The organism is Leptospira kmetyi serovar Malaysia str. Bejo-Iso9 (genome assembly GCF_000243735.2).
Lineage (GTDB): Bacteria > Spirochaetota > Leptospiria > Leptospirales > Leptospiraceae > Leptospira > Leptospira kmetyi.
In genome coordinates, this window is sequence record NZ_AHMP02000003.1 from 3,535,515 (window position 1) to 3,562,121 (window position 26,607).

Annotated in this window: 18 protein-coding genes; 12 read left to right on the forward strand and 6 right to left on the reverse strand. The window is 44.6% G+C overall.

Annotation, left to right across the window (positions count from 1 at the left end):
• Positions 1-20 precede the first annotated feature (20 nt).
• Both LEP1GSC052_RS19080 and LEP1GSC052_RS19085 read right to left on the reverse strand, forming a co-directional pair.
• Complete coding sequence (locus LEP1GSC052_RS19080; protein WP_010572663.1) at positions 21-2,108, reverse strand: hybrid sensor histidine kinase/response regulator; 2,088 nt, start codon at positions 2,106-2,108, stop codon at positions 21-23.
• Positions 2,108-2,911, reverse strand: coding sequence for an alpha/beta fold hydrolase (locus LEP1GSC052_RS19085; protein WP_010572662.1), 804 nt, complete (start codon positions 2,909-2,911; stop codon positions 2,108-2,110). Before LEP1GSC052_RS19085 ends, LEP1GSC052_RS19080 begins: the two co-directional genes overlap by 1 nt.
• 393 nt (positions 2,912-3,304) lie before the next feature.
• Between LEP1GSC052_RS19085 and creD the strand changes: the two genes are divergently transcribed.
• The 5 genes from creD (at position 3,305) to LEP1GSC052_RS19110 (ending at position 10,162) form a co-directional block, all read left to right on the forward strand.
• Positions 3,305-4,636: a cell envelope integrity protein CreD gene (gene creD, locus LEP1GSC052_RS19090; protein WP_040913210.1), complete on the forward strand. Its 1,332-nt coding sequence runs from the start codon at positions 3,305-3,307 to the stop codon at positions 4,634-4,636.
• Positions 4,637-4,714: 78 nt separating this feature from the next.
• Positions 4,715-5,713, forward strand: coding sequence for a class I SAM-dependent methyltransferase (locus LEP1GSC052_RS19095; protein ID WP_010572660.1), 999 nt, complete (start codon positions 4,715-4,717; stop codon positions 5,711-5,713).
• On the forward strand, positions 5,710-8,040 hold the full coding sequence (locus LEP1GSC052_RS19100) for an FAD-binding oxidoreductase (RefSeq protein WP_010572659.1): 2,331 nt from the start codon (positions 5,710-5,712) through the stop codon (positions 8,038-8,040). The genes LEP1GSC052_RS19095 and LEP1GSC052_RS19100 overlap by 4 nt, the downstream gene beginning before the upstream one ends.
• Positions 8,041-8,108: 68 nt before the next feature.
• Positions 8,109-9,044, forward strand: a complete 936-nt coding sequence (locus LEP1GSC052_RS19105) for an MBL fold metallo-hydrolase (protein WP_240631003.1) — start codon at positions 8,109-8,111, stop codon at positions 9,042-9,044.
• A gap of 41 nt (positions 9,045-9,085) precedes the next feature.
• Positions 9,086-10,162, forward strand: coding sequence for an NAD-dependent epimerase/dehydratase family protein (locus LEP1GSC052_RS19110; RefSeq protein WP_010572657.1), 1,077 nt, complete (start codon positions 9,086-9,088; stop codon positions 10,160-10,162).
• Positions 10,163-10,210: 48 nt separating this feature from the next.
• Here LEP1GSC052_RS19110 and LEP1GSC052_RS19115 read toward each other — a convergent pair whose 3' ends face one another.
• Together LEP1GSC052_RS19115 and LEP1GSC052_RS19120 are read right to left on the reverse strand one after the other, a co-directional pair.
• Positions 10,211-11,305 (reverse strand): SH3 domain-containing protein, encoded by a 1,095-nt coding sequence (locus tag LEP1GSC052_RS19115; RefSeq protein WP_020986751.1) that lies wholly within the window; start codon positions 11,303-11,305, stop codon positions 10,211-10,213.
• Between the two features lie 5 nt (positions 11,306-11,310).
• Entirely contained in the window at positions 11,311-12,048 is a 738-nt protein-coding gene (locus LEP1GSC052_RS19120; protein WP_010572656.1) for an MORN repeat-containing protein, read from the reverse strand.
• Between the two features lie 144 nt (positions 12,049-12,192).
• Here LEP1GSC052_RS19120 and LEP1GSC052_RS19125 point away from each other — a divergent pair, with 144 nt between their 5' ends.
• The 7 genes from LEP1GSC052_RS19125 to LEP1GSC052_RS19155 all read left to right on the forward strand — a co-directional run bounded on the left by LEP1GSC052_RS19125 (position 12,193) and on the right by LEP1GSC052_RS19155 (position 23,776).
• Complete coding sequence (locus LEP1GSC052_RS19125) at positions 12,193-12,756, forward strand: tetratricopeptide repeat protein (RefSeq protein WP_010572655.1); 564 nt, start codon at positions 12,193-12,195, stop codon at positions 12,754-12,756.
• A gap of 2 nt (positions 12,757-12,758) precedes the next feature.
• Complete coding sequence (locus tag LEP1GSC052_RS19130) at positions 12,759-13,427, forward strand: hypothetical protein (protein ID WP_020985875.1); 669 nt, start codon at positions 12,759-12,761, stop codon at positions 13,425-13,427.
• Positions 13,428-13,458: 31 nt separating this feature from the next.
• The gene (locus LEP1GSC052_RS19135) at positions 13,459-13,986 is read left to right on the forward strand and encodes a tetratricopeptide repeat protein (RefSeq protein WP_020986497.1); all 528 of its coding nucleotides are present in this window, start codon (positions 13,459-13,461) and stop codon (positions 13,984-13,986) included.
• Positions 13,987-14,076: 90 nt separating this feature from the next.
• Entirely contained in the window at positions 14,077-15,696 is a 1,620-nt protein-coding gene (locus LEP1GSC052_RS19140) for an Ig-like domain-containing domain (protein ID WP_010572652.1), read from the forward strand.
• A complete protein-coding gene (locus LEP1GSC052_RS19145; RefSeq protein ID WP_020986494.1) occupies positions 15,686-17,353 on the forward strand; it encodes an Ig-like domain-containing domain in 1,668 nt (555 codons plus the stop codon). Before LEP1GSC052_RS19140 ends, LEP1GSC052_RS19145 begins: the two co-directional genes overlap by 11 nt.
• Before the next feature lie 10 nt (positions 17,354-17,363).
• Positions 17,364-20,459: an efflux RND transporter permease subunit gene (locus LEP1GSC052_RS19150; protein WP_020986066.1), complete on the forward strand. Its 3,096-nt coding sequence runs from the start codon at positions 17,364-17,366 to the stop codon at positions 20,457-20,459.
• Positions 20,456-23,776 carry an efflux RND transporter permease subunit gene (locus LEP1GSC052_RS19155; RefSeq protein ID WP_010572648.1) on the forward strand — a complete coding sequence of 1,107 codons (3,321 nt, stop codon included), beginning with the start codon at positions 20,456-20,458 and terminating at the stop codon, positions 23,774-23,776. The genes LEP1GSC052_RS19150 and LEP1GSC052_RS19155 overlap by 4 nt, the downstream gene beginning before the upstream one ends.
• A gap of 2 nt (positions 23,777-23,778) precedes the next feature.
• On the opposite strand, the gene LEP1GSC052_RS19160 is transcribed toward LEP1GSC052_RS19155, so the two are convergent.
• Both LEP1GSC052_RS19160 and LEP1GSC052_RS19165 read right to left on the reverse strand, forming a co-directional pair.
• The gene (locus LEP1GSC052_RS19160; RefSeq protein ID WP_020986821.1) at positions 23,779-25,158 is read right to left on the reverse strand and encodes an efflux RND transporter periplasmic adaptor subunit; all 1,380 of its coding nucleotides are present in this window, start codon (positions 25,156-25,158) and stop codon (positions 23,779-23,781) included.
• Positions 25,159-26,532 (reverse strand): TolC family protein, encoded by a 1,374-nt coding sequence (locus LEP1GSC052_RS19165; RefSeq protein ID WP_051185375.1) that lies wholly within the window; start codon positions 26,530-26,532, stop codon positions 25,159-25,161.
• Between the last annotated feature and the right edge of the window lie 75 nt (positions 26,533-26,607).

The following is a 26,607-nucleotide window of genomic DNA, read 5'->3' on the forward strand; positions in this document are numbered from 1 at the left end:
ATCATGAATCCGTTTGCGAGTCAACGGTTTTCGAACGAGCGCAGGATCTCTTCGATTTGAGACACGTTATACGGCTTTGTAAGAAGGCTGTCCATTCCCCTTTGAACGGCGACGTCTTGGATTTCGGGCGCGGCGTTCGCCGTCAGACCGACGATGCGCACCGACTTTCCTTTCGGGAATTTGCGGATGATTTCTGTTGCGGAAAGTCCGTCGATTCCCGGCATGTTGATATCCATAAAAATCAGATCGTAATGCGAAAGTTTCACCTTTTCGATCGCTTCCATTCCGTCTTCGACGAGGGAGGGCTCTATATTCTTCTTTTTTAATATTCTTCCGAGAAGTTTTTGATTGATCGGATTGTCCTCCACGATCAAAACCTTTAGCCCCGAAAAATCGGATTGGTTCGAGGTCGTTTCTTCCGGGGAAGAATTTTCGATCGTTTCCGTTTTTTCCGAAGCGGGAATTTCGAGCCGAAGTTCGAACCAAAACCGGGTTCCAATTCCGGGTTGGCTTTCTACGTGGATTTTTCCGCCCATCAACTCGATCAATTTTTTGGTGATCGATAATCCGAGCCCGGTTCCCCCGAAATTTCTTGTGATGGAAATATCGGACTGAACGAAAGGCTCGAAGACAGAATCGAGTTTGGACGCGGGAATTCCGATTCCGTCGTCGGAAACCCAGGCTCTAAAGAACACGGATCCATTCTTTTTTTCTAATATATGAAATCCGATTTCGACCGTTCCTTCCTTGGTGAACTTCGTCGCATTCGATACGAGATTCGTAAAAATCTGACCGATTCGAACCGGATCTCCGCTGAGAGTTTCGGGAAAATCGGACGGAAGTTCTATCCTCATTTCGTTTTGATTCTTTTCCGCTTCGATGCGCAAAAGAGCCGTTAGGTCCCGAAGAAGATTCTCCATGTTGAACGGAATCGATTCCAATTCGATCTTACCCGTGTCGGCTTTGGAAAAATCCAAAAGGTGATTGATGATCTTGAGCAGATTATCTCCGCTTCTTCGGATCAGTTCCAAGGAATCGCGTTGATCCGGGGTCGGGGAGGTTTGTAAAAGTAATTCAGTAATTCCTAATATTCCCGTCATCGGAGTTCGGATTTCGTGACTGATGTTGGACATGAACACGGTTTTGGCGAGATTCTCCTGTTCGGCGATTTCGCTTTTTTCCTTCAGGGCTTGATTCAAAAGCGCCAAGGTTTCCTGTTGAAGATGAAACGAAGTGATGTCCTCGAAAAACCAAAGTCTTCCCGGCGCGACCTTTCCGGGCAAAAGAACACAAGTAACTTCGAAGACTTTTTTTTCGGGATCTTGAAACGTCCACTGGGTCGAGAACGTTTCCAATTTCGGATTGGATAGGTTTCGATTTACTTCTAGAAAAATCTCCTCGCGATTGACCGAGGCTTGCATCAATCTCGTCATCGCGTTGGAAACTTCCCAAGAAGAAACGTCTCCTCCTTTCGGAAAAGAAAGCAAGGCGGCCGCGCTTTCGTTGATCCAGGTTTTGCCCGTTCCGGAATCCATAAAGATGATCGACTGGGAAATCGTCTTTACGATCGAATCCAACTGAGTATGAAGAGAATTTAAGGAAATCTCCTTGTTTTTGATCGAAAAAATTTCCCGAATTCTCGGAGATAAACCAGTTAACACTTTCAGAAATTCGGAAATGTTCTCTTCATTTTTGGAATATAAGAATAAAAGAATATTTCGAATTCCGGTTTCCGAGCTCGGTATCGGCAATACGAGCGCTTGTTCGAAGTTCAATTCTTCCAAAGCGTCGAAGTTCGAAAATCGTATTTCCTTTCGTTTTAATGCGAAAGCGGGCGAGGGTTCTCCGTTCGGATAGGATAAGGAAAGAAGTTCTGTGTTGGTTTGTCTCAGTGAAAAGTCGAAGTTCGGTTCCGACTCGGATATTTTTAGGGAAAGAGAATCCCTGCTTTCCAACAATATTATAAAATCGGCATGAACCGTTTTTCTGCAAAGGGAATAAAATCCGCTCATCTCCTCCAGATACGAACCCTTGGAAAAGAGTTCGTGTGAATTTTCATAAAATTCGTGAATTGTTTCTAAGGATTTGTATTCTGAAGAATCTTTCATCAAGCGGGTTCTGTTTCAAAAAAGGATTTGAGTTCCTGAATCACGGATTCGGGGGAACTGAAATGCGGAAGATGTCCGGTCGCCTGAATGGAGCGAAAGGCGGCTTGCGGAATATTCTTCCCCAGATATTCTCCGACTTCCATCGGCACCGCGATGTCGTCTGACGGCTGTAAAATCAATACGGGACGTTTGCTTTGGGCGAGATCCTTTCTGTGATCGGATTGAAAGATCGTTCTTGCGACGGTCAATCCGATATCGGGACGAATCTCTCGAAGGGAAGAAGCGAAATTCTGCGCCAGTTCGGGACGATCCGGATTTCCCATCGCGATCGGAGCAAAGCCGCCGGCCCAGGAAAAAAAGTTGAGTTCCATCGCCGCATACAGTTGATCGAGATCGTTTTGTCCGAATCCGCCTTTGTAATCCGCGTCGTTTAGATAACGGGGAGAAGCGCTGATAAACGCGAGTTTGGAAAAATGTTCCGGTCTTCGAATCGAAGCGATGAGGCCGATCATTCCGCTTACGGAATGTCCAACATATAATGAATTTTGAATATTGATTTCGTCCAAAAGAAGGATCAGATCTTCCGCGTATGCGTAAAGATTCGAATATCGATCGGGGCTGAAAAAGGAAGGGTCCGTTTTTCCCGAACCGATCGTGTCGAACAATACGAGTTTATATTGATCTTTGAAATGAGGGACCAACTTGTCCCAAGTGGATTGGTCGCAACCGAATCCGTGCCCGAATACGATCGTACGGTTTCCGGAACCGATCGTCTTTAAATTGTGGCGAGAGGCTCTTTGCATTATCTTTGTCGATTCCTGATTCGTTTATAAGACTCTTTCAATTTCGGATTTTAATCGAATTCGTTTGGAAATACGATCAAAACGAACTTATGAAAACGAAATTATTCGGCCCGTATTTTTGGAATAGAAAATTATGAAACGAAGCGTTTTCTTCTAACATGGATTTTCCAAGGTTGATACAATCCGCGCCAGTCGACGGAAACTTTGGCGCATTTCTGTTTTTTTAAGGCGCAGGTTTAGAACTACAAACAGCGAAAATTCTTCCCTAAAAAACGGGACGAAAGTTCGGATGTCGAAAAATTCTTCCGTATCGAATTATAAGTCGTTCTTGGAGCGCAGTTTCGTTCGGCGCGATGCGCTTGACATCGCGGAAAATTATATTAGATTTTGATCATGGAAGTTAAAACTCCCCTGCAACAGTTGTTTCTTTGGTTTCGGAATTCGCTTACGATTCGTATTATCGGGATCGGAATTTTGGCTCTTCTGCTTTTGATTCCTTCCTTTATGATTTCGTCCCTGATTCAGGAAAGGCAACAAACCAGAAGTGTAGCGGAGGAGGAAGTCACTTCCAAATGGGGGAATTCTCAGACGATCGGAGGTCCCATCGTTTCGGTTCCTTTTTACGATTGGGTCAACAATGAAAGAGGAGAAAGGGAGAGCGTTCTACGTTATGCGCACTTTCTCCCCGAAGAGTTGCAGATCACCGGAAGCGTGAAACCCGAAAAAAGATACAGAGGGATTTACGTGGTTCCCTTGTATCAGGGAGAATTGACCATTCACGGAAGTTTCGGCGCGTTGGACAAACATTCTCTTCCGATCTCCAATCGGAATCTGCTTTGGTCCGAGGCTTTTCTTTCTCTCGGGATCAGCGACGTTAAGGGAATTCGCGAAAAAATTTACGTAAATCTAGACGGAGCCAAAAAGGAGATGGGACCGGGAACAAGAAGCGCGGACGTTTTCCTTTCGGGCGTAAGTTTGAAAACTCCTTGGGATGCGGGACGTCCGAAAGAATTTTCGCTGAAACTTTCGTTTAACGGAAGTAAGGAATTGTTCTTCTTGCCGATGGCAAAGGAAACGAAAGTCAATCTGGATTCTCCTTGGCAAACTCCTTCTTTCGAGGGGGATTTTTTACCCGATTTCAGGGACGTTACGAACACAGGTTTTAAAGCGAACTGGAAAGTTTTGGAACTCAATCGGAATTATCCTCAGGATTTTATCGCGGATTCGCAATCCAGCGAAATCAACGGATATCGTTTCGGGGTTCGTTTTCTTCTTCCGGTCGACGAATATCATAAGACCGTTCGTTCCTCCAAATACAGCGAGTTGTTTCTGCTTCTTACCTTCATCACGTATTTTTTCATCGAAGTTTACAAAAAAGTAAGACTTCATTTTATTCAATACCTTCTTTTAGGTTTCGCGGTTCTCCTTTTCTATATTATGCTTTTATCATTGACGGAGCATATTCCGTTCAACTGGGCGTATTGGATCGCGAGCTCGCTCATTCTCGCGTTAGTCACCTTGTATTCCAGATCTTTTTTCAAGGGAGAATTCGTTTTTATCGTCGCCGGTGGGACGATTTTCGTTTTCTATCTATTCTTCTTTGCGCTACTTCAACTCGAGGACTTCGCATTATTGGTGGGAACCTTCGGATTGTTCGTGTTGCTCGCCATCGCGATGTATTTTACGAGAAGAATTCAGGAGTTGGAATCGGATAAAGATTCATAACACAAACAAATCGTTTCCGATTTTTACGTCTTCGAAAATGGATTGTGAAAGAATTATAATCCGTTGAATCTGACGCCCATGAAAGAACTGAATCGGAAACAATTTCTAAAGTCCTTCCTTTATTTATATTTGAGCGGGTTCGCGTTGGACCTGCTTTCCAAGGATCAGAAAGGGAAGAATCCTCCGCAAACAAAGGAGAATTCGAACGCCTTAGACGCGCCATCCGAATCGAACTTTAGAAACGTTTATCTGGATCCAAAACTCAAGGAAGAATTCTTTTTATTTCTTCAAAACGTATATCATCTTTATCCCGAGGAAAGTTTTCATAAACTTATATTCGAAGTCTCCCAATCGAAACAAAACGATCGCGAGATTTACGAAACCATTCTGAAGGAGATTCCTCAGATCAAGCCGTTCGCGGGGGCCATTACCTACGCGCTTCCCGCTCTCAAAAAACAAAAATTAGAAATTTCGAATGAAGTCTCGGGACTTTTAGGAGAAGGGAGTCCCGTAAACGGTTATCTGGAAATCGGAACCACGGGAAGATACGTGGGCCATCTCAAAAAGAAACTGAAACTTTCCGGCGACGTGTTCGTGTTAAACGACTTGGAACCGAAATACAGCGCGGAGGATCTGGCAGAACGAGGACAGATCGGAAAGGTCGGCAAATTTATCGCGTTAGGCGATTACGATCCGATTTCGAACGCCGCGATCCGATCCGAGAGTTTGGATTTGGTTACGAACTTTATAGGCTTTCATCATTCTCCCGCAAAACGTTTGGACGGTTTTATCGGTTCGATCGCGCGCGTTTTAAAACCCGGAGGAAAACTCGTTCTCCGAGATCACGACGTATATTCGAAGGAAATGAAATCGATTGTCGCGTTGGCTCACGATGTGTATAACGTAGGTTTGGAGATTTCCTGGAAGGAAACGGCGCAACAAATCCGGAACTTTACTTCGGTTGCCGAGATCGAAGAAAGGGTCAGCGTCTTCGGTTTAAAACCTCTGAAAAAATACGTTCTTCAAAAAGGCGATCCTACTAAAAATACGTTGATGGTATTCGTAAAATCCGCATGAAAAAAACAATTCTTCTTTTAGTTTTCCTCTTTGTCGGTTCTCTTTTTGCCGAACCTACGATCGTAAACGACGTAACCCAGATCAATCCGATTCCGGTGAACCGGGTCGTAACTCCAACCACGTTAGACGAAATACAAGACCTCGTCAAAAATCACGACGGTCCGATTTCCATCGGAGGCGGAAGATTCTCCATGGGAGGTCAGATCGCTACGGAAAAGGCGTTATTCATCGACACGAGAGGGTTCGATAAAATTCTTTCCTTCGATCCGAAAGCGAAACTGATCACGGTCGAACCGGGAATCACCTGGAGAAAACTGCAGGAGTTCATCGATCCTTTCGATCTTTCGGTTCAGATCAAACAAACCTATTCGAACTTCACGGTCGGCGGTTCTCTCAGCGTCAACGCACACGGGAGATACGTCGGTTACGGTCCTATGATTCTTTCCGTTCGCTCCATCAAACTCGTGTTAGCCGATGGAAAATCGATGAACGCAAGTCCTAAGGAAAATCCGGAATTGTTTTATGCGGCCGTGGGCGGTTACGGTGCGATCGGAATCATAACGGAAGTCGCTTTACAACTCACCGATAACAAAAAGGTAAAACGATTCGTAAAAAAACTTCCGATTACGGAATACAAAAAATTCTTTTTTGAAAACGTACGCAACAATCCGAAAGCCCAGTTTCACAATGGGGATATTTATCCTCCCGCTTACGAAAACGTAAACGCGGTCACTTGGGAAGAAACGGAGGAACCCGTCACCGTTCCGGATAAGATCGTTCCGATTAAGGAAAGTTATTGGCTCGAAAATCTCATCTACTTTTGGTTAACCGAACTTCCGTACGGAAAAGAATTGAGAGAATCCGTTTTGGATCCTTTGTATTACCGCAAAGATAGAATCGTCTGGAGAAACTACGAGGCCAGTTACGACGTTCAAGAGTTGGAACCGCCGACTCGAAAAATCAGCACGTATGTTCTGCAGGAATATTTCGTTCCCGTGGAGAAGTTCGACGAATTCTATCCTTTGATGAGAAACATTCTTCGGAAACACGACGCGAACGTGATGAACATTTCGATCCGTCATTCGAAAGCGGATTCCGGTTCGTTGATGGCTTGGGGAAGAACGGAAGTTTTTTCCTTTGTCGTTTATTACAAACAACGAGTTTATGCGAGCGCCAAAAACGAGGTCGGGGTTTGGACCCGAGAATTGATCGACGCGGTTACGAGCGTCGGCGGCGCGTATTACCTTCCGTATCAACTGCACGCGACCGTGACCCAGTTTCATAAGGCGTATCCGAACGCGAACCGCTTCTTCGCATTAAAAAGAAGGCTCGATCCGAAGTATAAGTTCAGAAATAAGCTCTGGGACAAATATTACTTCCACAAAGAAGAGGATCAGAAGATCAGACTGACCTTGGATTCTCTCAACGATTATACGCGCAACGAGGATCAGACCTTTCTCACATTGCCGGAATGGTATATCGTTTTCAGCTCGGATGAATATGCGAATTTTTTAATGCATTCCCGACCGAGCGCGTTTCCGTATTTCGGAAGTATCGCGCAGTTTTGGAAAATGTACGGAAGGGTGATCGTCAAAACCTGGAACGATTACGAATTCAACTGGGGTTATCACCTTATGATCAACGTCATCGGAGTCAGTTATTCCGCGGAATTGATGTTGAAGTCCTTGTATGAAAATACGTTCGGACGATTTACGGAATGGATCGCGGGAACGACGGGGCTCACTGAAGAGACGAAGGTCGAAACCTATATGCAAAAAGTTGCAAGGGATTACACGGACTTCGTACGATTGCGGCCTTGGTACGAGTTTCCGTTCTATTCTAAGTTCAAGGAATTTTGGACGATTCGAGACGGAGAAAACACGAGTTTGATCCGAAGATGGGAAAGGAGAATTTTCTTTTCCACCGAACTTCTCGTCAAAGCCGCTTACGGAAAGTTGATCGCGCTCGGAACCGAGTCCGTTTACGCGCCGGAAACTTTCGAAATAAAAGCCTGGGTTGTGGAGAATGGAAACGGTAAGATCCGATCGATTCCGAGATACGAAGCGTTTACGAAAGCCGTTCCCGAATTGGTAAAAAAGAACGTTTCCTTTATCGAGATCGCGGGCAATCGAAAGATTCTTATGACGTTGATCGTTCCTTCCGACGTAAATCTGCGCGATCGGGAAGAAATATTATACGAATGGGAAATATTAACCGAACCGAATCGAAAACGGGTCGCCTTGGTCGCTCCCGTCTCAAAACTTCATGAAATTTTAATAAACTCGGAAAAGAGCGGATTTAAAGTGGATCATATATTCGACTATTGACGAGAGAATTTATAAACGGATTTCAAATCCGTCTTGCTGATTTCCGTTTGTTTGGAATTTTACGAAACATGAGATACCTTTTACAATTTTTCTGTTTCATCGTATTCGTTTCGTGTGCGGTGACATCGTATTCTTCCAAAACCGTGAACTTGGGAAAACCGTTCGAATTAAAGGACTTAAAACAAAATCCGAAAGGTCCGATTCTCTTTCAGAAAAAACTCGCGGCGGACTGGGTCGCGGATCGCGCGGGGTTGATCAATATAAAAGATCCGAAAGCGAAAGCCGCATCGCTTCAATCCGGAGACGAGCCGATTCAAATCTATTTCTACGTCGTCGATCATCCTAAGTTCGGAAGATATCTGATCGATACCGGAATCGCGCAGATTTTCAGAAAGGATCCGAAGGAATGGCCGGTCTCCTGGCTTGTAGCTTCCGTGATGAACACCGCGGCTTTTAAGGTTCACTTGACCGCGGAAGAATGGCTCAAAAAAGATCCTAAGAAATTGGAAGGAATTTTTCTGACTCATATGCACTTGGATCACGTTCTCGGATCTAAGGACTTTCAAGCGGGAACTCCGCTTTACGTCGGACCGCAAGAGGCGACTCATAAACAATTTATCAACTCGTTCGTTCAAGGAACCACAGATCAACTTTTGGGCGAGAATCCGGCCTTATCCGAGTTGAGTTTTTCACCGGCGTCCAACGATTCTTCCTATCCCGTTCTCGATTTTTTCGGGGATCAATCCTTGTTGGTGTTTCACATCGAAGGTCATACGAAGGGAAGTCTCGCGTTTTTGATCCAAAGTTCGACCGGATATCAGCTCGTATTGGGAGATTCCTGTCACACGGCTTGGGGATGGGAGAATAACGTTCCTCCGGGCGATTTTACCGCGGACCAGGAAAAGAACAAGGCGGGTCTAAATTTTCTGAAAGATCTTGCGACCAAGTTCCCCGGAATTCAAGTGCATCCGGGACATCAAAGTCTATCAGAAAAACGTAATTAACGAATCTTGAATGATCCGTTGTATCGTATCGGAGAAACGAAATGAAAGAAATCGACCGTTCTAAACCGGTTCTTGTTACGGGAGGCGCGGGTTACATCGCTTCCTGGGTGGTCCGTTATTTATTGGAGGATGGAATCTCCGTAAGGGCCACGGTAAGAAACAAATCGGATTACAAAAAAATCTCCCATCTTCTCGAACTCGCGGAACGTTTTCCCGGAAAACTAGAACTCTACGAAGCGGATCTTCTGAAAGAAGGTTCGTTTTTAAACGCGATCCAGGATAAGGGAGGAGTGGAGTTGATTCTTCATACCGCTTCTCCGTTTGTGATAGACGGAATCAAAAATCCGCAAAAAGAGCTCGTGGAACCTGCGGTCGTCGGAACCAGAAACGTTCTTGAATCGGCTAACGCGAGTTCTACGGTAAAAAGAATCGTTCTGACTTCCAGCGTCGCGGCGGTGATGGGAGACAACGCGGACGCGTTATCGTTTCCGAACTGCCGTCTTTCCGAAGCGAACTGGAATACCACGAGCAGTTTGAATCATCAGCCGTATCCGTATTCCAAAACCTTGGCCGAGCGCGAGGCGTGGAGAATCGCGGACACACAATCCAAATGGGATTTGTTGACGATCAATCCTTCCTTTGTGATGGGACCTTCCGTATCGGAACGCGCCGACGGAACGAGCGTAAACTTTATGCTTTCGATGATCAACGGAAAGTTCGCGCCGGGAGTTCCCGATATGACGATCGGATTTGTGGACGTTCGAGACGTGGCGAAGGCGCATATTCTCGCCGGGTTTACTCCTTCTGCGAAAGGACGTCATATCGTTTCCGCAAACACATTAAAGTTTTTGGATGTAGCAAAGATCATTCGGGAGAAATACGGAAATCGTTTTCCAACGCCGAAAAGTTCTTTGCCTAAGTTTTTGACTTATATGATCGGGCCGTTTTTCGGATTAACCTGGTCCTATATTTCGCGTAACGTGGGAATTTCCTTCGAACTCGATCATTCCTACAGCAAAAAAGATCTGGGTTTGAATTACAGACCGATCGCCGAAACGTTCATCGAACATATAGAACAGATCCTTTCCTCCAAGATGCTTTCTAAAAAAAGCGCCTAAGGGAGAATGGACTTCCGAAATCGTTTCGCTTTCGACAAAGGCCGGTTCTTAGCAGGCGTCTCCGCCCGTTAAGAACATGGTCTGTAGTTGTCCGTTTTTGATTCTTGCAAATTCGTTGATATAACCGTCGTAGCCGTTGTGATGGAGAATGATTACGGGAGTTCCGTTTTCGTCCAGATCCAGCGCGTCCATAAAATGATATTGCCCGCCGTACATCGCCTGTTCGTTCATTAGAATATCAAATTTTTCGAATATTTTCTTTCCGATTTCGCCGTTGTCGAATTCGAAGATCGCCGCGTAATACGATTTTTCCTCGACTTCCAACTTAACCGCGTAACGGACGAAAAGATAATTTTTACCGGGGGATTGGATCGTGTAAAGATCGCCTCGTTTTAGGAATTTTAACTCCGCTTGTTTCGGGTGTTTCTTTTTGAAAACCGCGTTTACGGAGGAATCCAACAATTTCGAAATTTTTTCGTTCGGATTGTATTTTTCCGAGCGCACCTTGTCTCCGATTTTGGAGCCGAAGATCGCGTACACCGAGTTCTCAAGAGTATTGATTTTTTTGAATGCGTTGAAGTTTCCTTTTACGACTCGGATTTCCTGGCATCCGGTGATTTCTTTTTTTTCGGGGAAGAATTCTCCCGCGATCGAAACTCCTTCGTATGCGGTCGCTTTTTCCTTTGCTTGAATCGCTTTCTTTTCGAGGAAATAAGCTTCCGCGGAATATTCGCTCGCGGCAAACCACTGGTTTTTAATGCGAATTGCGAGGGAACGGAACCAACTTCCTTCCGTGCTCGAAGAAACGGAGCCGAAAAGTTTCGCTTCTTCCAATTCTTCCGGTCGTTTTTTGCTCAGAAACTCGGCCGAAGCGAATCCCTTTTTGCCCGAACTCGTTACGATCTCCTGCCATTCTTCGTATTGAGAGCCTTCTTTGATCGTTACCGCGTCTCCCTTTTCCAGTTGTAAGATCACTTTTCCGTCTTTCGGTTTTTCTCTTACGTTCAACTTTCCGTCGGAGGTGATCACGTATCGTATGTTTTGTTTTTCTTCCGCCGAAACGGAACGGATCGTTAAACCGGAAAGAATCAGAAGAATCGATCCGGTCCGAAGAATTTTCGAGATAATGGAGTTTTGTTTCATGTTCGTTACTTTTTAGAAGGAGGATTGTTAAGCGACATTGCTTTTTTCTGTTGGTCGTTTTCCCATTCTCCGATGAAAATGATGTTTCCGGCCTCTCCGAAAAGGGTTCCCTTGCCGTGTCTTTTGCCGTTCAACCATTCTCCCATGTATTTGCTTCCGTCGTCGTAGATATAAATTCCTTTTCCCTGATAAACGACGCCTTTTTTGTAATCTCCGATAAATTCTATTCCATTAGAAAGTCTTAATATTCCTTTTCCTTCCGGTTCTCCTTGAACGAATACCGCGCTCAATTTCGTATTATCGGGCCAGGTAAAAAGACCCAGACCTTCTTTAACGTCCTCTACGAATTGTCCTTCATAAGAACTTCCGTCCGGATAAAGATATTTTCCTTTTCCATGTTTTTTACCCAGCTTCCATTCTCCCTCGTAAGAATGGCCTTCCGGATTTCGGATCGTGCCGGTTCCGTTATAAAATCCGTTGTAGAATTCTCCCGCATAACGGGTTCCGTCTCTGAATTCTTTCGCACCGAATCCGTATTTGCAGTTGCCGTAGATACATTTAGATTTTCGTAAAGTGAAGAATAATGTGGGCAGAAGTATGGCCGTAAAAAGAAGCGAGACGGATACGATAAAAAGAATTCTTCTGGTTTTTGCGAACGTCTTCACTGCGTTATACGCTTTAACGCTCGAATTTATTAAACCGAAGTAAATTTTTCTTAAGCTTTCGAGAATTTTATGTCCCATTCATTACGCCTTGGCTTTTATTTTTAAACTTGAATGAGAATAAGTTTTAGAAGAGTTAAATTTATGAAATCATTTTTTCGAAAATTAGTTAGGAATCCAATATTCGTCTAGAATGTTGGCCAATAGGAAGATAAAAAACGAATTATGAATCAAAAAATGTTAATTATTCTTTTTGTGGTTATTTTCGGAATTTCCGCAAACTGTTTTGGAGACAGCATACCGACGATGGAAGAACAATCAAAGGCTTTCGACTTCAATCAACAAGGAGTTGCCTTGTTGGGCAAAGGCGATTTCATTCAAGCTCGTTCCTTTTTTGAAAAAGCGGTCAAACTCGATCCTCAATCTCCCGAGTATGTGAATAACGTAGGCGTTACTTATCTCAACGAAGGCAAACTCGATCAAGCAATCATATATTTTGCTAAAGCGACTGAAAGAAATCCTTCCTATGGAAGGGCTTTCTATAATCTCGGTGTCGCTTATCAAAAACAACAGAACAACGAAAAAGCGATTCAGAGCTATGTAAAAACTGTTGGAATCGACGATTCCATTTCGGAAGCGTATTTTAATTTAGGAATCGTTTATACTCGCGTAGGAAACAAAAAACAGGCGATCGAAAGTTATCAGAAGTTCATCGATCTCGCTCCCGCGGAATATGAAAAACCTAAAAAAGACGCAAAGGCTAAAATCGAAGAGTTGAAGAAGGGATAAGAATGTTACGAAACAAGTTCGGATTTTCGATTCAATTCTTCGTATTGTCTCTTTGTTTTTTCTTTTTCGTTTTTTGCGGTAAAAGTTATCCGATCGAAAAGGTCGTCGAAACGAAGTTGGATCGAAGAGAAGGCAAGCCTGAGTTGTTTCAGCTCAACGGAGCGGCCTATTCGGCAAGCGCGTTTAGGGACGAACTCGTTTTCGAAAGATCCCACTTCGAGTTGAAGCAGGAATTTCCTCCTCCCGAAGAACTTGAGAAATATCTAAACCGTTATATCGAAGATACCGTGATCTTGAAAGACGCGGTCACCGAATTGGATTTGAACAGTCCCGAAGCGGCCGCTTATCTTTGGCCGTATCTTCGAAAAGGAATCATCGCTTACTATTTGGATAAAAAATCCGGCGTTTTCGAGATCAATAATAACTTTCCGGACATCGAGATTCGGGACAAGGATATTGAGGAATTTTACAAAAAGAATAAGGGCAAACTGCCCGAGGGTCTTTCGGAAAAGGAAGCAAAGAGAAAATTGGAGAACACGGCCCGTTATCTAAAATGGAAAAAAATCTACGAAATCCGGAACGATAAAAAGAAGGAAGTAGTGGGCGCGCTGAAAAAAAATAATTCGGTTCAGATAAAATACAATGCGATCAATAAAGTCATTCAAGATTAAACAACTTTACATTTTTATAATATTTTTTTCTTTGTCGACCTTCTGCTCTTCGCAGGAAGAAGCCCTTGCTTTTTATAAGGAAGGAATTCAGGCCTATTCCGAAAGAAATCTCAAAACAGCGATCGAAAAGTTCGAGTCCGCTTCCAAAAAGGATAAAAAACTGATCTCTTCCAGGATCATGCTCGGGAAGTCGTATTATTATTCCGGAAGATTCGAGGACGCGAAAAAGACCTTCGAGGAAATCGTGGATGATTTTCCCGGAAATTCGAACGCGCATTCCTGGTTGGGAAGAATTTTGTTAAACGAAGGCAACAAAAAGGAAGAGGCGAAACAACATTTGGTTTATGCGACCCAATCGGACGACAGTCAAGTGGATGCGTTGTATTATCTCGGAAAGGCCTACGAACAGGAAGGCAAGATCAAGGAAGCATTATTAGAATATCATAAAGCCCTGGAGATTAAGAGAAAGTTCGATAAAATTCATAGGGATTTGGCGGATCTGTATAGAAAAGCCGGTCTCGAAGAAAGAGCGAACGAACACACTCAGAGCAGGGAATAGGATTCTTATGTGGAAGCGGATTTGCGCGAAAGGAATCCGTTTTTCTCTCCGAAAAACTTTTCTTTTAGCCTCACCTAAGTTGAATTGAATATGAAAACAGTATCTCCGATCTCTCGAATTCTCCCTTTGCGATTTTCCATCTGGATCAGACTCGCGTTCGGTTTATTTTTTTCCGTCGTTTTGATTTCCTGCGGTCACGACGGCGAGGATAAACTTCTCGCCCAGCTCGGTCTGGAATGGAAAAGTTATTACGCTTATCCGCAAGTGGTTGCGATCAGTCCTCCGGACAACACGTATAACGTGTCGAAGGATTCCACGATCATAATCGACTTTAACAAACCCATGGATAAGATTTTTACGGAGGCTTCGATTTCGGTTTCGGCTAACGGAGGTAATACGGCCTTTTCTCCGAGTTGGGTTTTCGATACGAGACTCATTCTTGAATTTAAAAGCGGTATTACGGAAGGCAAAAGATACGAGATCAGCATCAATAAGGGCCAAGTAAGAGATCAGGACAACAATTTTATGGCTAAGAATTTTCTAAGCCATTTTTACACCGAAGGACTCGGTCAGGTTCCGAGTGTGGTCTCTTCCTTGCCCGCTTCTACGGGAAGTATCGTTACCGGTTGGGGAGCATCCAACAGTCCGGTCATTAATTTTTCGGAACCGATGGACGAGGCTTCCGCGAACTCGGCGATTTCCATTTCGGGCGGTCCGGCCGTGTATCTTCTCGTTTGGAACGCGACTCATACGACGGCTACTTTGCAACTGAAGTCCGACTTGGAAATCGGAACCACTTATACGTTGCGTGTTTCTTCTTCCGCAAAAAGCGCTTCGGGAATTCCTCTTGCTAAAGATTATCTCGTTTCCTTCAGTGCGGGGACCGCTTCGGTCAGACCGACCGTACGTCCAAGTATGCCCGGTAACTTTCCCGCTTGGAACATATCATTCCTACCCGATCCTGCGATTAATGCCGCCGTAACCGGAAACTCTAAGAACGACACTTTTGATTTCGATTTTTCAGATCCGATGGACAAACAATCCGTTTTGAGTGCGATCACCTTTTCACCTGCGATATCGGGTCAATTTTCTTGGAACACATTGGGAACCTCGGTTAGTTTTACTCCGTCCGCTCCTTTACAATCGGAAACCACTTACCGATTGAAGATTTCGAATTCAGCAAAAAGTCTTCAAGGACAGAATCTTTTGGAAGGTTATATCATCGATTTCTTGGTGGACAATCCGAATGACAGCCGTGCCATCGCGTTTGCCGGAGCGAACGGAAATACGATCGATGTGACTTGCAGTTCGCTTTCTTTGGATATTACGGTTCCGGCCGCTCCGAACTTGAACACGGTTTATCCGATTCAACCACAACCCTTATGCACCAGTCCCCAATACGAGTTCGAACTTTTGCTCAATACATCGGGAGGAAGAGCTCTGAAGACTTTCGGAGACGGGGATATTTTCGCTCCCGGAAACATTTCGATCGATTATTTTTCGGGCGGCCCCACCACGAGCTCTCTTCGAATCGATCAGATCAATTATATACCCACTGCGAATCCGCAAAGAGTAAAGGTTCGAATCCGCGGCGTTTCCGGAAACCAGGTGAGGTATAAATTCACTTTGAGGGGCGGGGCCTCCGGTATCCAAGACATCAACGGCAATATTCTGAAGAATGATTTGGAGTTCTTATTCTATGATCCTTGAGTTTCGCTTTTTAATAAGACATTGCAATATCATTCAATTCTTATGTAAGGGATTGGTCTTCGCGTTTTTGGGTTTATTTTCGATCGGTTGTTCCCAACTTTTGGACAACGCACAAGGACCTTTCGACTTTCTTCCTGCGGTTCATCTATTGGGGGATTCCACACCTCCGAAGGTGGAGATGAGTTCTCCTGGACAAGGAATGAGCGGAGTGGATCCGAATTCGGAGATCGTCGTTCTTTTTTCAAAGAATATGAATAAACCGTATACGGAAGGCGCATTCTCCCTAAGCAACAACGGAGTTACTCAAGACGGAACCTTTCGTTGGGTAGATCGGGCTATGATTTTTAAACCGTCCAAGGCTTTGACTGCGGCCGGTCTTTACACCTATGTCGTTTCTAAGTCGAGAGCGGAAAGCGATATGGGAGTGAATCTCATCGACGACTTGCGCGTGAATTTCAGTTTTAATACGGACTTAGGAACTCCGAAGGTGATCACTACGATCCCTCAGGACGGAGCGACCGGCGTCGACCCCAATACGAAGATTACGTTAGAATTCAACAAGCCGATCGATATCGCTTCTCTTTACAGCGGAATTTCGATTCGTCCCGATGTTCCTTTGGATTTTTTGAGCGTTGCCGTTTCGAACGGAAATACTCGTTTTGTTTTTACTCCTAAGCAGTCTCTTGTGTTCGGTACGATTTATACGATCACGATCGCCAATTCGGTTCGAGACGAATCAGGAAACACTTTGGCCCAACCGGTGAACATCAGTTTTACGGTGGGGAACGATTTTCAGGTTCCGGATCTGACTCAGGTGAGTTTTCCGAATACTTCCGTTTCGAATCCTGCCGCCGCGGACATACCTGTTCCGACCGAATATACGATCACTTCCGGTTTAAATAAGGATAAGCCGATCTTTTTAGATTTTACGGAAGAGGTGAAACTTTCCTCGGTCTACGACGGGGTTCAGATTTCTCCATCCGTGCCTTTTACGGTTACGTCCGCAAACGCGACGAACACGAGATTCCGTATCGATTTTCTACAAACATTAGATGTTTATAAAGTATATACTCTGACGATCACCAATAATATCGTCGATCTTCAAAATAACAAATTGAGAAGAGGTTACGTCTACTACATCAAGGTCGATGGAAGTTACAGTCAAAAAATTCGAGTGCAGGGAATTTATTCGGAAGGCGCTTTTAGTAACCAGTTTTTCACGAATCAAATCAACTTGAATCCGGGCTCTCCGCTTATTGCAGGAACCTGCGTCGCCGATGTTCCCGTAGATCGATGTACTCAACCGATCTATGTACTTTTCTGCTACGGCGAATTTAGTACGACCGCCGCCTGTGTGACTTCTGGGAGTGTTGCAACTTTAACGGGCGACGTTCAATCGAAGATTCTTTTAAGTTCCGTTCAACTTTCCTTAACGAGAGAATTCGGAAGCGGAACCTCGGTTACCGAATACGTCAATAACCTCGTGGATGCGACCCCGATTGCCTTAGCGCCCGGAATCATAGCTTATGGAACCACCGCTTTTGGACTGGGCCGAGGAGCGACGTATTTGCTTCGAGTGAAAGGCGGCGCGTCCGGAGTAAAGGACACATACGGAAACACGATGGATAACGACTATACGATTCGGTTCCGGTTTTGATAGTATTTGAATGACCGCGTTTTTTCTTAGAAATCGGGTAACCACGTTAGTTACCTTTCTTTTGATTCTTTTGCTGGGTGGAATCAGCGTAAAGGATCTGAAGATTGATCTTTTACCCGATATATCGTATCCGACTCTCACGGTGATTACGGTTTATGAAAACGTTTCTCCTTCGGAGATCGAAACTTTAATCACAAGACCCGTCGAGGAAATCGTATCCTCCGTGAACGGAGTCGATCGAATCACTTCGGAATCCTTGGAAGGAGTTTCCATCGTTAAGATCCGTTTTCGATGGGGAACCAACATGGACACCGCGTCGATTCAAACGAGGGAGAAAGTGGATCTCGTAAAGGGAAGTCTTCCGATCGACGCCAAAAAATCGGTCGTATTAAAATTCGATCCGAACGACGCACCTCTCTTACAGATCGCGGTCGTGCCCACCGGAATCAATCCCAAAGAACTCCGTTATTTTCTAAAGAAGAACATTGCGCCCTATTTCGAAAGAGTCGACGGAATCGCCGCAGTTTCGATTACGGGCGGTTATGAAAAACAAATTCTCGTGAACATAGATCGGGGCAAGTTGAACTCATACAGTCTGAGTCCTTCCGAGATCATACAACGAATCGGAGCCAACAACTTCAACTTTCCCGCGGGCAACATCAAAAGAGAAGATCGCGAAATCTTAGTAAGAACGATGGGCGCTTACGAAAAAGTCGATAGTATCGCCGACTTGGTCATCAATCTTTCCGAAGGAGGGGCGCCCGTTTATCTGAGAAGTTTGGCGGAGGTCGTCGATTCTTATAAGGAAAGAACCAGCGCGAGTTTTTACGATTCGGAAGAATGTGTCGCCGTCGTATTAAAAAAAGAAGCGGGGAAGAACAGCGTGTTCGTTTCGGACGAAGCGAAGGAAGTCGTAAATTTCGTAAACGAAGAATTCGGTTCCAAGCTGAAACTCATCATCGTAGCGGATCAGTCCGTTTTTATCCGCGATTCCATCGGAGGAGTCGCTTCCTCGGGATTACAAGCGATCATCATATGCTTTTTCGTGTTATCGTTTTTTTTGGGAACGTTTCGAGAATCGATCATCGTAACCCTTTCGATTCCGGTATCCGTTTTGGTTACGCTCGTGTTTATGTATTTTCAGAAAATGACTTTGAACACGATGTCTCTCGGAGGACTTGCGGTCGGAGTCGGTATGATGGTGGATTCTTCCATCGTAGTTTTGGAATCGATCTTCGCGTTTAAGAAAAAATATCCGAACGATTCCTTTAAGAGTTCTATGGAAGGAACCAAAGACGTGGTAGGTTCGTTGTTTTCCTCAACGTTGACGAGTATCGTGGTATTTCTTCCGATTCTTTTTATCGAAGGGATCGCCGCTTCCGTTTTTAAGGAGTTTGCTCTTTCGATCACGTATTCTTTGATTTCGTCCTTTTTCGTTTCCGTAAGTTTTATTCCCGTTTTATGCACCTTACCTTTCTTTTCCAAAGAACAAACAGGCGGCGGACGTCTCGCATTCTTTTGGGCGTTCCGAGAGAAGTCGCTTAACATATTAGAAGAATTGTATGTATTTTCCGTAAAGTTCGTCATCTCCAATCGAAGAAAGGTCACTCTTTCCGTTTTGGGTTTGATACCATTGACTATTCTTTTGTTTAAACTTCTTCCTGTGGAGTTGATGCCTCAGGTCGAAAAGGCGGAGATGTCCGCAAAGATCGTTCTTCCCGCGGGCTCTTCTCTGGAAAGAACGACCGAAATTTCCAAACGGGTCGTCGATATTCTAAATCAATCGGGACTGGTCGCGCGAACCTTCTTAAAGGTCGGCTACGAAGAAAAGGATCTCATCATCAATCCGAAAGGCGACTTCGGATTAAACAGATCGGAACTTTTTATAGGACTTACCTCTTACGACGTCGGAGAGGATCTGATCGAAAAGTCGGAAACATCTTTGAGCAATCTGGAAAACGAAACGGGCGCTCAGGTTCTATTCTTACCCGCAAAGGATTTGTTATCCGACATTCTTCCCGAATCGGGAGAAGGACTTACGCTCGAAGTTTCCGGTCAAGATCTTGCACTACTCAAGGAAGTCTGCGAAGAGATTCGAAAAGAGTTGAGCGGTTTACCGAATTTCACGGAAGCGACTTCCTCCTTTTCCGAAGAAACTCCGGAGCTTCGCGTTTTGATCGATCGGGATAAGATGGCCGGTTTCGGTTTATCGGTCGAGAACGTCGCAAAAACTTTGAGAGCGGTGATCAAGGGAGAACAAGCGACTCGATTTAGAAGGAACGACGACGAGATTCCCGTTTTGGTAAGACATCGTTTGAGCGATCGAACGGGAACGGAATCTCTTTCCGATACGTTGTTTAAAATTCAATCGGGAGCTTTTATACGTCTGCGCGATTTTTCGAATATCGTATCGGGTTCTTCGAATAGAAAAATTCTTCGTTACGACGGAAGAAGAGTCGGTATCATCAAGGCTCAGTTCTCGGATATCAAATACAGCGAAGCGGCGTCTCTTGCGGAACCGGTGATTCAAAAATATTCGGATCGGAAAGATATTTCCATTCTTCCCGGTGAAACGCAAAAGATGATGGAGAAGTCCATAGACTCTCTAACGTTCGCGATCGCACTTTCGATTCTTTTGGTTTATATGGTCTTGGCTTCGAACATGGAGAACGTCGGTCTTCCGTTCGTGATTCTTTTTTCGATCTTCGTTTCCGGAGTAGGAGTCGCCATGGGTTTGATCGTTACCGGTAAAACGTTGAACATCATTTCCGTTATGGGAATGATTCTTCTCGCCGGAGTTGTTGTGAATAATGCGATCATTCTCATCGAGTTCTATCAGTTGCACGCGGCTGATTTTCGCACAACGGAAGAATTGGTGATCGCGGGCGGACGCAGAAGATTGAATCCGATTTTGAGTACGACCGCGACTACGATCCTCGGACTTCTGCCGTTGCTCATCACGTTCGGTCCGCCTTCTCCGCAAGGACCGATGGCCGCTTCGGTCATGGGAGGTTTGATCGTATCCACAGTGTTGACACTCGTTTTTATTCCGATGGCATACGTGACTTACGTGGAACAGATCTCCAAGTTGACTCGTAAAAAATGAATTCCCTTCTTTCCTTTTTTCTTCGAAGAAGAATCACAACGTTCATGTTGTTCTTCGGATTATTTCTCTGGGGAATGATCTCGGTTCGTCTTCTTCCCGTGTCGTTGATGCCGACGACTGAATCTCCCGCGCTGACGATCGTAACGAAATATCCGGGCGTCGCTCCTTCCCGTATCGAAGAAATTCTGACGAAGCCGATCGAAGAACAGATCGTCGGAGTCGGCGGTATCGAATCGATCTATTCCACTTCGGAAGAAGGAGAATCCAGAGTCAACGTCGTTTTTTCAGAAGTGAGGGATCTCACGTTAAAGGCGGTGGAATTAAAATCGAAGATCGATCTGATCCGCGATACGTTCCCGAGAGAAGTCGAAGAACCCGCTGTGATTCGTTACGATCCGAGCGATCGTCCCATCTTTATCGTTAAACTCGAATCTTCCAGTTATTCGTTGAAGGATCTCAGAGAAATCGCCGAGAACAAAATCAAAAAACGTCTCGAACGCGTCGATGGAGTCAGCGAGATCCGAGTCGGCGGCGGAAGATATAGGGAAATCACAGTAGAAGTAAATCGTGATATTCTAAATCACTTGGGGATTCCTCTTTCCGAAGTGATGGAAAGAATCAGAACCGCAAACGTGGATCTTCCCGCGGGAAGAATTCAATCCGGAGAACATTGGATCAACGTCCGTGTGCTCGGAAAATTCTCGGCCATGAAGATCATGGAAGAGATCACAGTTCGTTCTCCCGCTCAGGACAAACTCATCAAACTCAAGGACATCGCGAACGTTTACGACGGTCATCGGGATCGCGAAGATATTTCAAGGGAGAATGGAAACGAAAACGTAACCATTTACGTTCAAAAGGCGGGGGAAGCGAATACACTTTCCGTTTGTGAAGGTTTGCGCGAAGAGCTTTCGCAGATTTCTTTTCCGTACGTTAAAACGGAAGTCACATACGATCAATCCGAGTTCATCAAAATTTCCATCGATCGTGTTTCGAGTTCGGCGGCGACGGGCGGATTGATTGCAATTTTGGTAATGTTCTTATTTTTAAGAAACTTCAGAGCGACTCTGATCGTGGGCGCTTCGATTCCGCTATCGATCGTAATCACGTTCGCGGTGATGTTCTTAACCAAAACGGGAATCAACGTAATGACCTTGGCGGGACTCGCTTTGGGCGCGGGTTTGCTGATCGATAACTCGGTTGTGGTTTTGGATCGTATCTTTTTTCTTAGACAACAAGCCGATGCAAAGGCGGAAGCCCTTGCGAAGTTGAAAGGCGAGGTTTCGAGCGAACCCAAAGAAAAGAAAAAAAAGAAATCCAAAAAAGAAGAATCGAACACGAAGGATTCGGAGTCTCCGAAGCAAGAACCGATCGTTGATCCGGTCGATCAATCCGTGTTGGGTTTATACAAGGAACTCGCGGCGTCCACGTTAACCAACATCGCCGTATTCTTTCCTTTTTTTATCGGTTCCAAAGAATTGAAACAACTCTACGGAGGAATGTCCTATACGGTGAGTTTCTCCATTCTGATTTCCTTATGTGTTTCCCTTTTCTTTTTGCCTCAGCTCGCGAAAATATTCCTATCCAAATCCGAAAACTTTAAACCGTTTCGTTTCGATTCTTCTTACGTTTTGGGCATTCCTTGGATCGGAAAACGTCTGAATTTTTTGGTAATCATCGGAAGTAGAATCGGAGATTTTTATACTCGCTATTTTTCTAATAAATTCAATCTGCATAGACTGAGAAAATTCTATCTCGCGTTTTTAAGCGGATTGTTGCGGAAGCCTCAACTCGCTTATCTTTCTTTAATCGGGTTGATCGTTGCAGGAAGCGCGATCACTCCTTTTTTAAAACAGGAATACGTCGATCCCGTCGATGCCGGAGAAATCCGTGCCAGCGTGGAATTGGAAACGGGAACCCATTTGGAAGCGACGAGCGATCGGGTAAAACGAATCGAAGATCTGATCAAGACGGTTCCCGACGTGGAAAAGATCAATTCTAAGATCGAAAAATGGCACGCCGACTTATACATCAAATTGAAACCTCCGGATAAAAGATCCAAAAGTTCGGACGAGTTGATCGCGAGTTTCAAGGGATTGACGGAACCGCTCAAGGACGTTTTCGTTTATTACGTTGAAAACGGATCGATGGACAGCGGAAGAGAATTGGATATAGAATTTATCGGAGACGATCCTTCGAAGTTGAAGGACATCGCAAGAGAAGCCGCGGGAAAAATAAAGTCGATCACTGGAATTCAGGAAACGGTCTTACGTTTCCGAGACGGTAAACAGGAATTTCGTTTAAACGTGTTTCAAGATAAGATGGCGCTTACGGGTTTGAGTTCGCAGGAAGTGGGAAACTACGTGCGAACCGCGATCCAAGGATCCATTCCCACTAAGTTTATAGAAGAATCGAAAGAGATCGATATACGAGTCCGTTTTCGGGAAGTGGATCGAATCGACATCAATCAAGTGGCCGCATATAAGATTCCCGGAGCCAAAACTTCCATATCGATCGCCGAACTTTCCGTCCCCGAAGAAAAGGAAGGAGAAACGAAAATCTATCGAAAAAATAAACGAAGAATGGTGACGATCACCGCGAAACTCGGAAGTTTGGATCTCGGTTCCGCGGTTGTAAAGATCGGAGAGGTGTTGAAGGAAATTCAGATGCCCGATAACTATTATTTCGAGTTCGGAAGCTCCTATAAGAAGTTGGAAAAGAATAAGAAAGAAATGGGTTTTATGATCTTTCTTGCGATCTTTTTGATCTATTGTATCCTCGCTTCGCTTTTCGAATCGTTGAAGATTCCTTGGATTCTTTTGGTTTCGGTTCCTCTCGGCGTGTTTGCGGATCTTATTCTTTTGTTCGTTTTTAGAATGTCGCTTAACATTTCGGTTTATATTGGATTTATTCTTCTCGCGGGAATCGCTATCAACAACTCGATCATGCTCGTGGATCAGACGATTCATATTCTTCACGAAAGTAAGGCGGTTGATAGAAACTTCGCTTTGATTCGAGCCACGTTGAAGTCGGCTTCGGAACGATTGAGGCCGATTCTTATGACGACTCTTACGACGGTCACCGCCTTGGTTCCGACGATGTTGGATTTTGGAGAGGGAAGTCAGTTGTGGAGACCTCTCGCGATCACCGTTTTTTCGGGACTCAGCATCTCCACCGTCTTAACGTTGTTATTCGTTCCCGTGTTGTTTTTCGCGTCCGAAAGAAAGGGAAACGGAAACAAAAGAAATTGGATCCGAATGATAAAGGAAAAATTTAAGAAGCCTCAGGAATTCAAATCCCTACCTTTGAACGACTGATTTTATTTCGGAGTCGTTTCCTTTTTTAAGATCGGTTCGGGAGCTTTTTCACCTTCCTTCAAACCGGCTACGTTTCCGATCGCGACAAGTTCTCCTTCGTTTAAATCTCCGGTGATTCTCGAATTTTCTCCGCTCACACTTTCAATCTTAACCGGTTTTTTAAAGAGAAGATTGTTCTTCGATACGAAAATAAAACCCTCGTTCTTTTCCTTTCCGGGAAGAATACTCTTTGCGGGAATAAAGAATGCGGGCTCCGGATTCAAGTCCTTGATTTCCGCTCTTGCGAACATTCCCGGTCGAAGCAATTCTTCGTTGTTTTTATAAATTACCTTCACTTCCGCGGTTCTACTTTGCGGATCGATGATCGGGCTGATGATCAAAATCTTTCCGATTAATTTTTTCTTCGGCAATGCGTCGACGACGAACTCGACTTCTTGATCCGGTTTGATTCGATTGAGATCCGATTCGTTTACCGCAAACTTTAATAAGAATTCGGAATCGTCCACTACCACGTAAATCGCCTGACCTTCCTTAACCGCTTCGCCGGGGAAGATGGATCTTACCGCCACGATTCCCTTTAAAGGAGAAAGAATGGTGGATTCTCGGATCAAAAGATTTGTCGAATCGATACTCGCTTGAATACTTTTTAAATTTGCGATCGCGATATCCAGTTCGGATTTTTCTACGATCGTATTCAGATCGACGAGCGCTTCGTGCAGTTTGACTTTATCGGTGGGAACCTTAAAGCCCGCGCGTTTCAAATCCTCCGGACGATAACCGACTTGCAACGTGTCCAAATTCTTCTGCGCTTTGAAATAGTTCGTTTGAGCGGATACGATTCCGGTTTCGATTCCTTTCAATTCGGTTTCGGAAACGGCTCCGATTTTAAAAAGCTCCTTTTTGTTTTCATACGTCCTGTTGAGGTTATCGTATGTCGCTTTAGAATCTTTTAAATCCGCTCTCGCTTTTTCTATATTCGCTAATTCCCGCTCCACTCTTTGTTTGGATTGGATGTATTTCGCTCTTGTAAGTTCGATTTGTTTGTTCTGCACTTCCAAAGACGCAACGTCTTTTTTGAGTTGGATCTCCAAGTTTAAGGTTTCGACTTTCGCCAGAGGTTGTCCTTTGGCGACTCTGTTTCCTTCTTCCTTGTAAACCTTTTCGATTCTTCCCAGAACCTTGGACGTGATTTCGGCCTTGTTGTAATGCGAAACGCTTCCGAGAACGCTGATGACGGATTGTTGTTTTGTAAGCGTCAACGGGATCATTTCATACGGAGGTTTGTTGTCGTTTTTGTTTTCGTCCTTTTTCTTTTTGCCGCAGGAAACGAAAGCCAAAGTTGCAAGTATGAAAAGTCCGATTAAGAATTTATTTTTATTCATTTAATTTTTTCCGGTTTTGATTAGTTCCAAGGAGTCGAGACTGGCTCCGATCGCCATTTCCAATTGGGAAACCGCGGTTAAATACTGAACTCTGGACGAAATCATCGTGTTGATCGCTTCCAAGTAAAAAATTTCCGTTTCGGCGAGATCGGTTCTTCTCGCGTCGCCTAAGCTCACTTGTTTTTCCTTGATGAGAAGTCTTTTTTCGAAAACTTTCGCGTTTTCGTCGGCGAGTTTCAGGGATTCCCAAGTTAGTTTATAATTTTGTAATGCTTTGGAGACTTCGATGCGGATGATATCGTCGAGTTGTCTTCTCGTGATCTGAGCCTGTTCGGCGGCGATTCCCGTCTGCGCGATCTTTCTCTTATACTGCATGTTGTCCATGATTCCGACAGTCGTTGTGGAAGTAAGGGAACGGTTCGCGTCTTCGTTTCTGGAGATGAAATTCGAAGTGTCCTGAATCGAGTTCGGACCTAAGGCCATACTGAATTTGAAATTGAATCCGTATTCCCTTTGTTTCGGATCGTAACGGTCTCCGGAAGAAGCGTAGAAACCTCCCACGGATACGGTGGGAATATAGAATGATTTTGCGATTTCGTATTCCGAAGTCGTTTGGATTTCGGCGGCTCTGGTTCTTGCGAATTCGATTCTCGATTGAAACGCAAGGCCTACCAAGTTTTCGAGCGACAGTTCCTTGTATGCGAATTTGATTCCGTGAAGAATGTCCGCGCTCAACGCGAGTTTCGTCGAACTCGGTAAACGCAAAAGAATTTTAAACTCTTCGATTCCGGATTGATACGCGGTTTCGGTTCTTTTGTTTTGAAGAATGATTTCGTTCAATCTGTTTTCGATCTGTAAGAGTTGAACCTCGGTCGTTTCTCCCAGTTTTAATTCTCTTTGAGAAAAACGAAGCTGATCCTTTTGTCTTTGAATGGATCTTGCTTGAATCTCGAGTTGCGCTTTATTGCTGAGAAGCGCGTAATAGGCGTTTCTTACCTTGAGTTTGAGGTTGTTGATCGAAATCAAAAAGTCGAATTTGGAAAGATTCAAATCGTTCAACGCGGCTTGTAGAGCGAGAGATCTTCTTCCGCCGTCGAAGATCACCTGATCGACGTTCAACGCGATCCTTTGCGATCTGCTGTCCGATTCGTTTTCGACGACGTTCGTGTTTCTAAACCAGGAAACCGAAGCGGTTGGAAAGTAGGTTCTCCAACTTTCCTTTACGATTAAACTTTTGATCATCTGTTGGCTTCCCAAAAGACGAACATCGGGGCTGTTTTCCACGGCGATATCTTCCGATTTTCTCAAATCGAGAATGAGATTTTCGCCTGCGGTTCCGTTCAACGGTTTTCCGAAAGAATACAGGAACAACATGGATCCCACTGTTAGGAACGATATTTTCGGGAAAGAAAACTTCTCGAATTTCATTTTGAAACTATAATATTGAAA

What these genes read in the sequence shown, in the direction of transcription:
- LEP1GSC052_RS19150 (WP_020986066.1), top strand. Translation starts at nt 17,364, where the DNA reads ATGACCGCGTTTTTTCTTAGAAATCGGGTAACCACGTTAGTTACCTTT.
- LEP1GSC052_RS19160 (WP_020986821.1), bottom strand. Translation starts at nt 25,158, where the DNA reads ATGAATAAAAATAAATTCTTAATCGGACTTTTCATACTTGCAACTTTG.
- creD (WP_040913210.1), top strand. Translation starts at nt 3,305, where the DNA reads ATGGAAGTTAAAACTCCCCTGCAACAGTTGTTTCTTTGGTTTCGGAAT.
- LEP1GSC052_RS19080 (WP_010572663.1), bottom strand. Translation starts at nt 2,108, where the DNA reads ATGAAAGATTCTTCAGAATACAAATCCTTAGAAACAATTCACGAATTT.
- LEP1GSC052_RS19140 (WP_010572652.1), top strand. Translation starts at nt 14,077, where the DNA reads ATGAAAACAGTATCTCCGATCTCTCGAATTCTCCCTTTGCGATTTTCC.
- LEP1GSC052_RS19100 (WP_010572659.1), top strand. Translation starts at nt 5,710, where the DNA reads ATGAAAAAAACAATTCTTCTTTTAGTTTTCCTCTTTGTCGGTTCTCTT.
- LEP1GSC052_RS19145 (WP_020986494.1), top strand. Translation starts at nt 15,686, where the DNA reads ATGATCCTTGAGTTTCGCTTTTTAATAAGACATTGCAATATCATTCAA.
- LEP1GSC052_RS19115 (WP_020986751.1), bottom strand. Translation starts at nt 11,305, where the DNA reads ATGAAACAAAACTCCATTATCTCGAAAATTCTTCGGACCGGATCGATT.
- LEP1GSC052_RS19095 (WP_010572660.1), top strand. Translation starts at nt 4,715, where the DNA reads ATGAAAGAACTGAATCGGAAACAATTTCTAAAGTCCTTCCTTTATTTA.
- LEP1GSC052_RS19085 (WP_010572662.1), bottom strand. Translation starts at nt 2,911, where the DNA reads ATGCAAAGAGCCTCTCGCCACAATTTAAAGACGATCGGTTCCGGAAAC.
- LEP1GSC052_RS19110 (WP_010572657.1), top strand. Translation starts at nt 9,086, where the DNA reads ATGAAAGAAATCGACCGTTCTAAACCGGTTCTTGTTACGGGAGGCGCG.
- LEP1GSC052_RS19120 (WP_010572656.1), bottom strand. Translation starts at nt 12,048, where the DNA reads ATGGGACATAAAATTCTCGAAAGCTTAAGAAAAATTTACTTCGGTTTA.
- LEP1GSC052_RS19155 (WP_010572648.1), top strand. Translation starts at nt 20,456, where the DNA reads ATGAATTCCCTTCTTTCCTTTTTTCTTCGAAGAAGAATCACAACGTTC.
- LEP1GSC052_RS19165 (WP_051185375.1), bottom strand. Translation starts at nt 26,532, where the DNA reads ATGTTGTTCCTGTATTCTTTCGGAAAACCGTTGAACGGAACCGCAGGC.
- LEP1GSC052_RS19125 (WP_010572655.1), top strand. Translation starts at nt 12,193, where the DNA reads ATGAATCAAAAAATGTTAATTATTCTTTTTGTGGTTATTTTCGGAATT.
- LEP1GSC052_RS19105 (WP_240631003.1), top strand. Translation starts at nt 8,109, where the DNA reads ATGAGATACCTTTTACAATTTTTCTGTTTCATCGTATTCGTTTCGTGT.
- LEP1GSC052_RS19130 (WP_020985875.1), top strand. Translation starts at nt 12,759, where the DNA reads ATGTTACGAAACAAGTTCGGATTTTCGATTCAATTCTTCGTATTGTCT.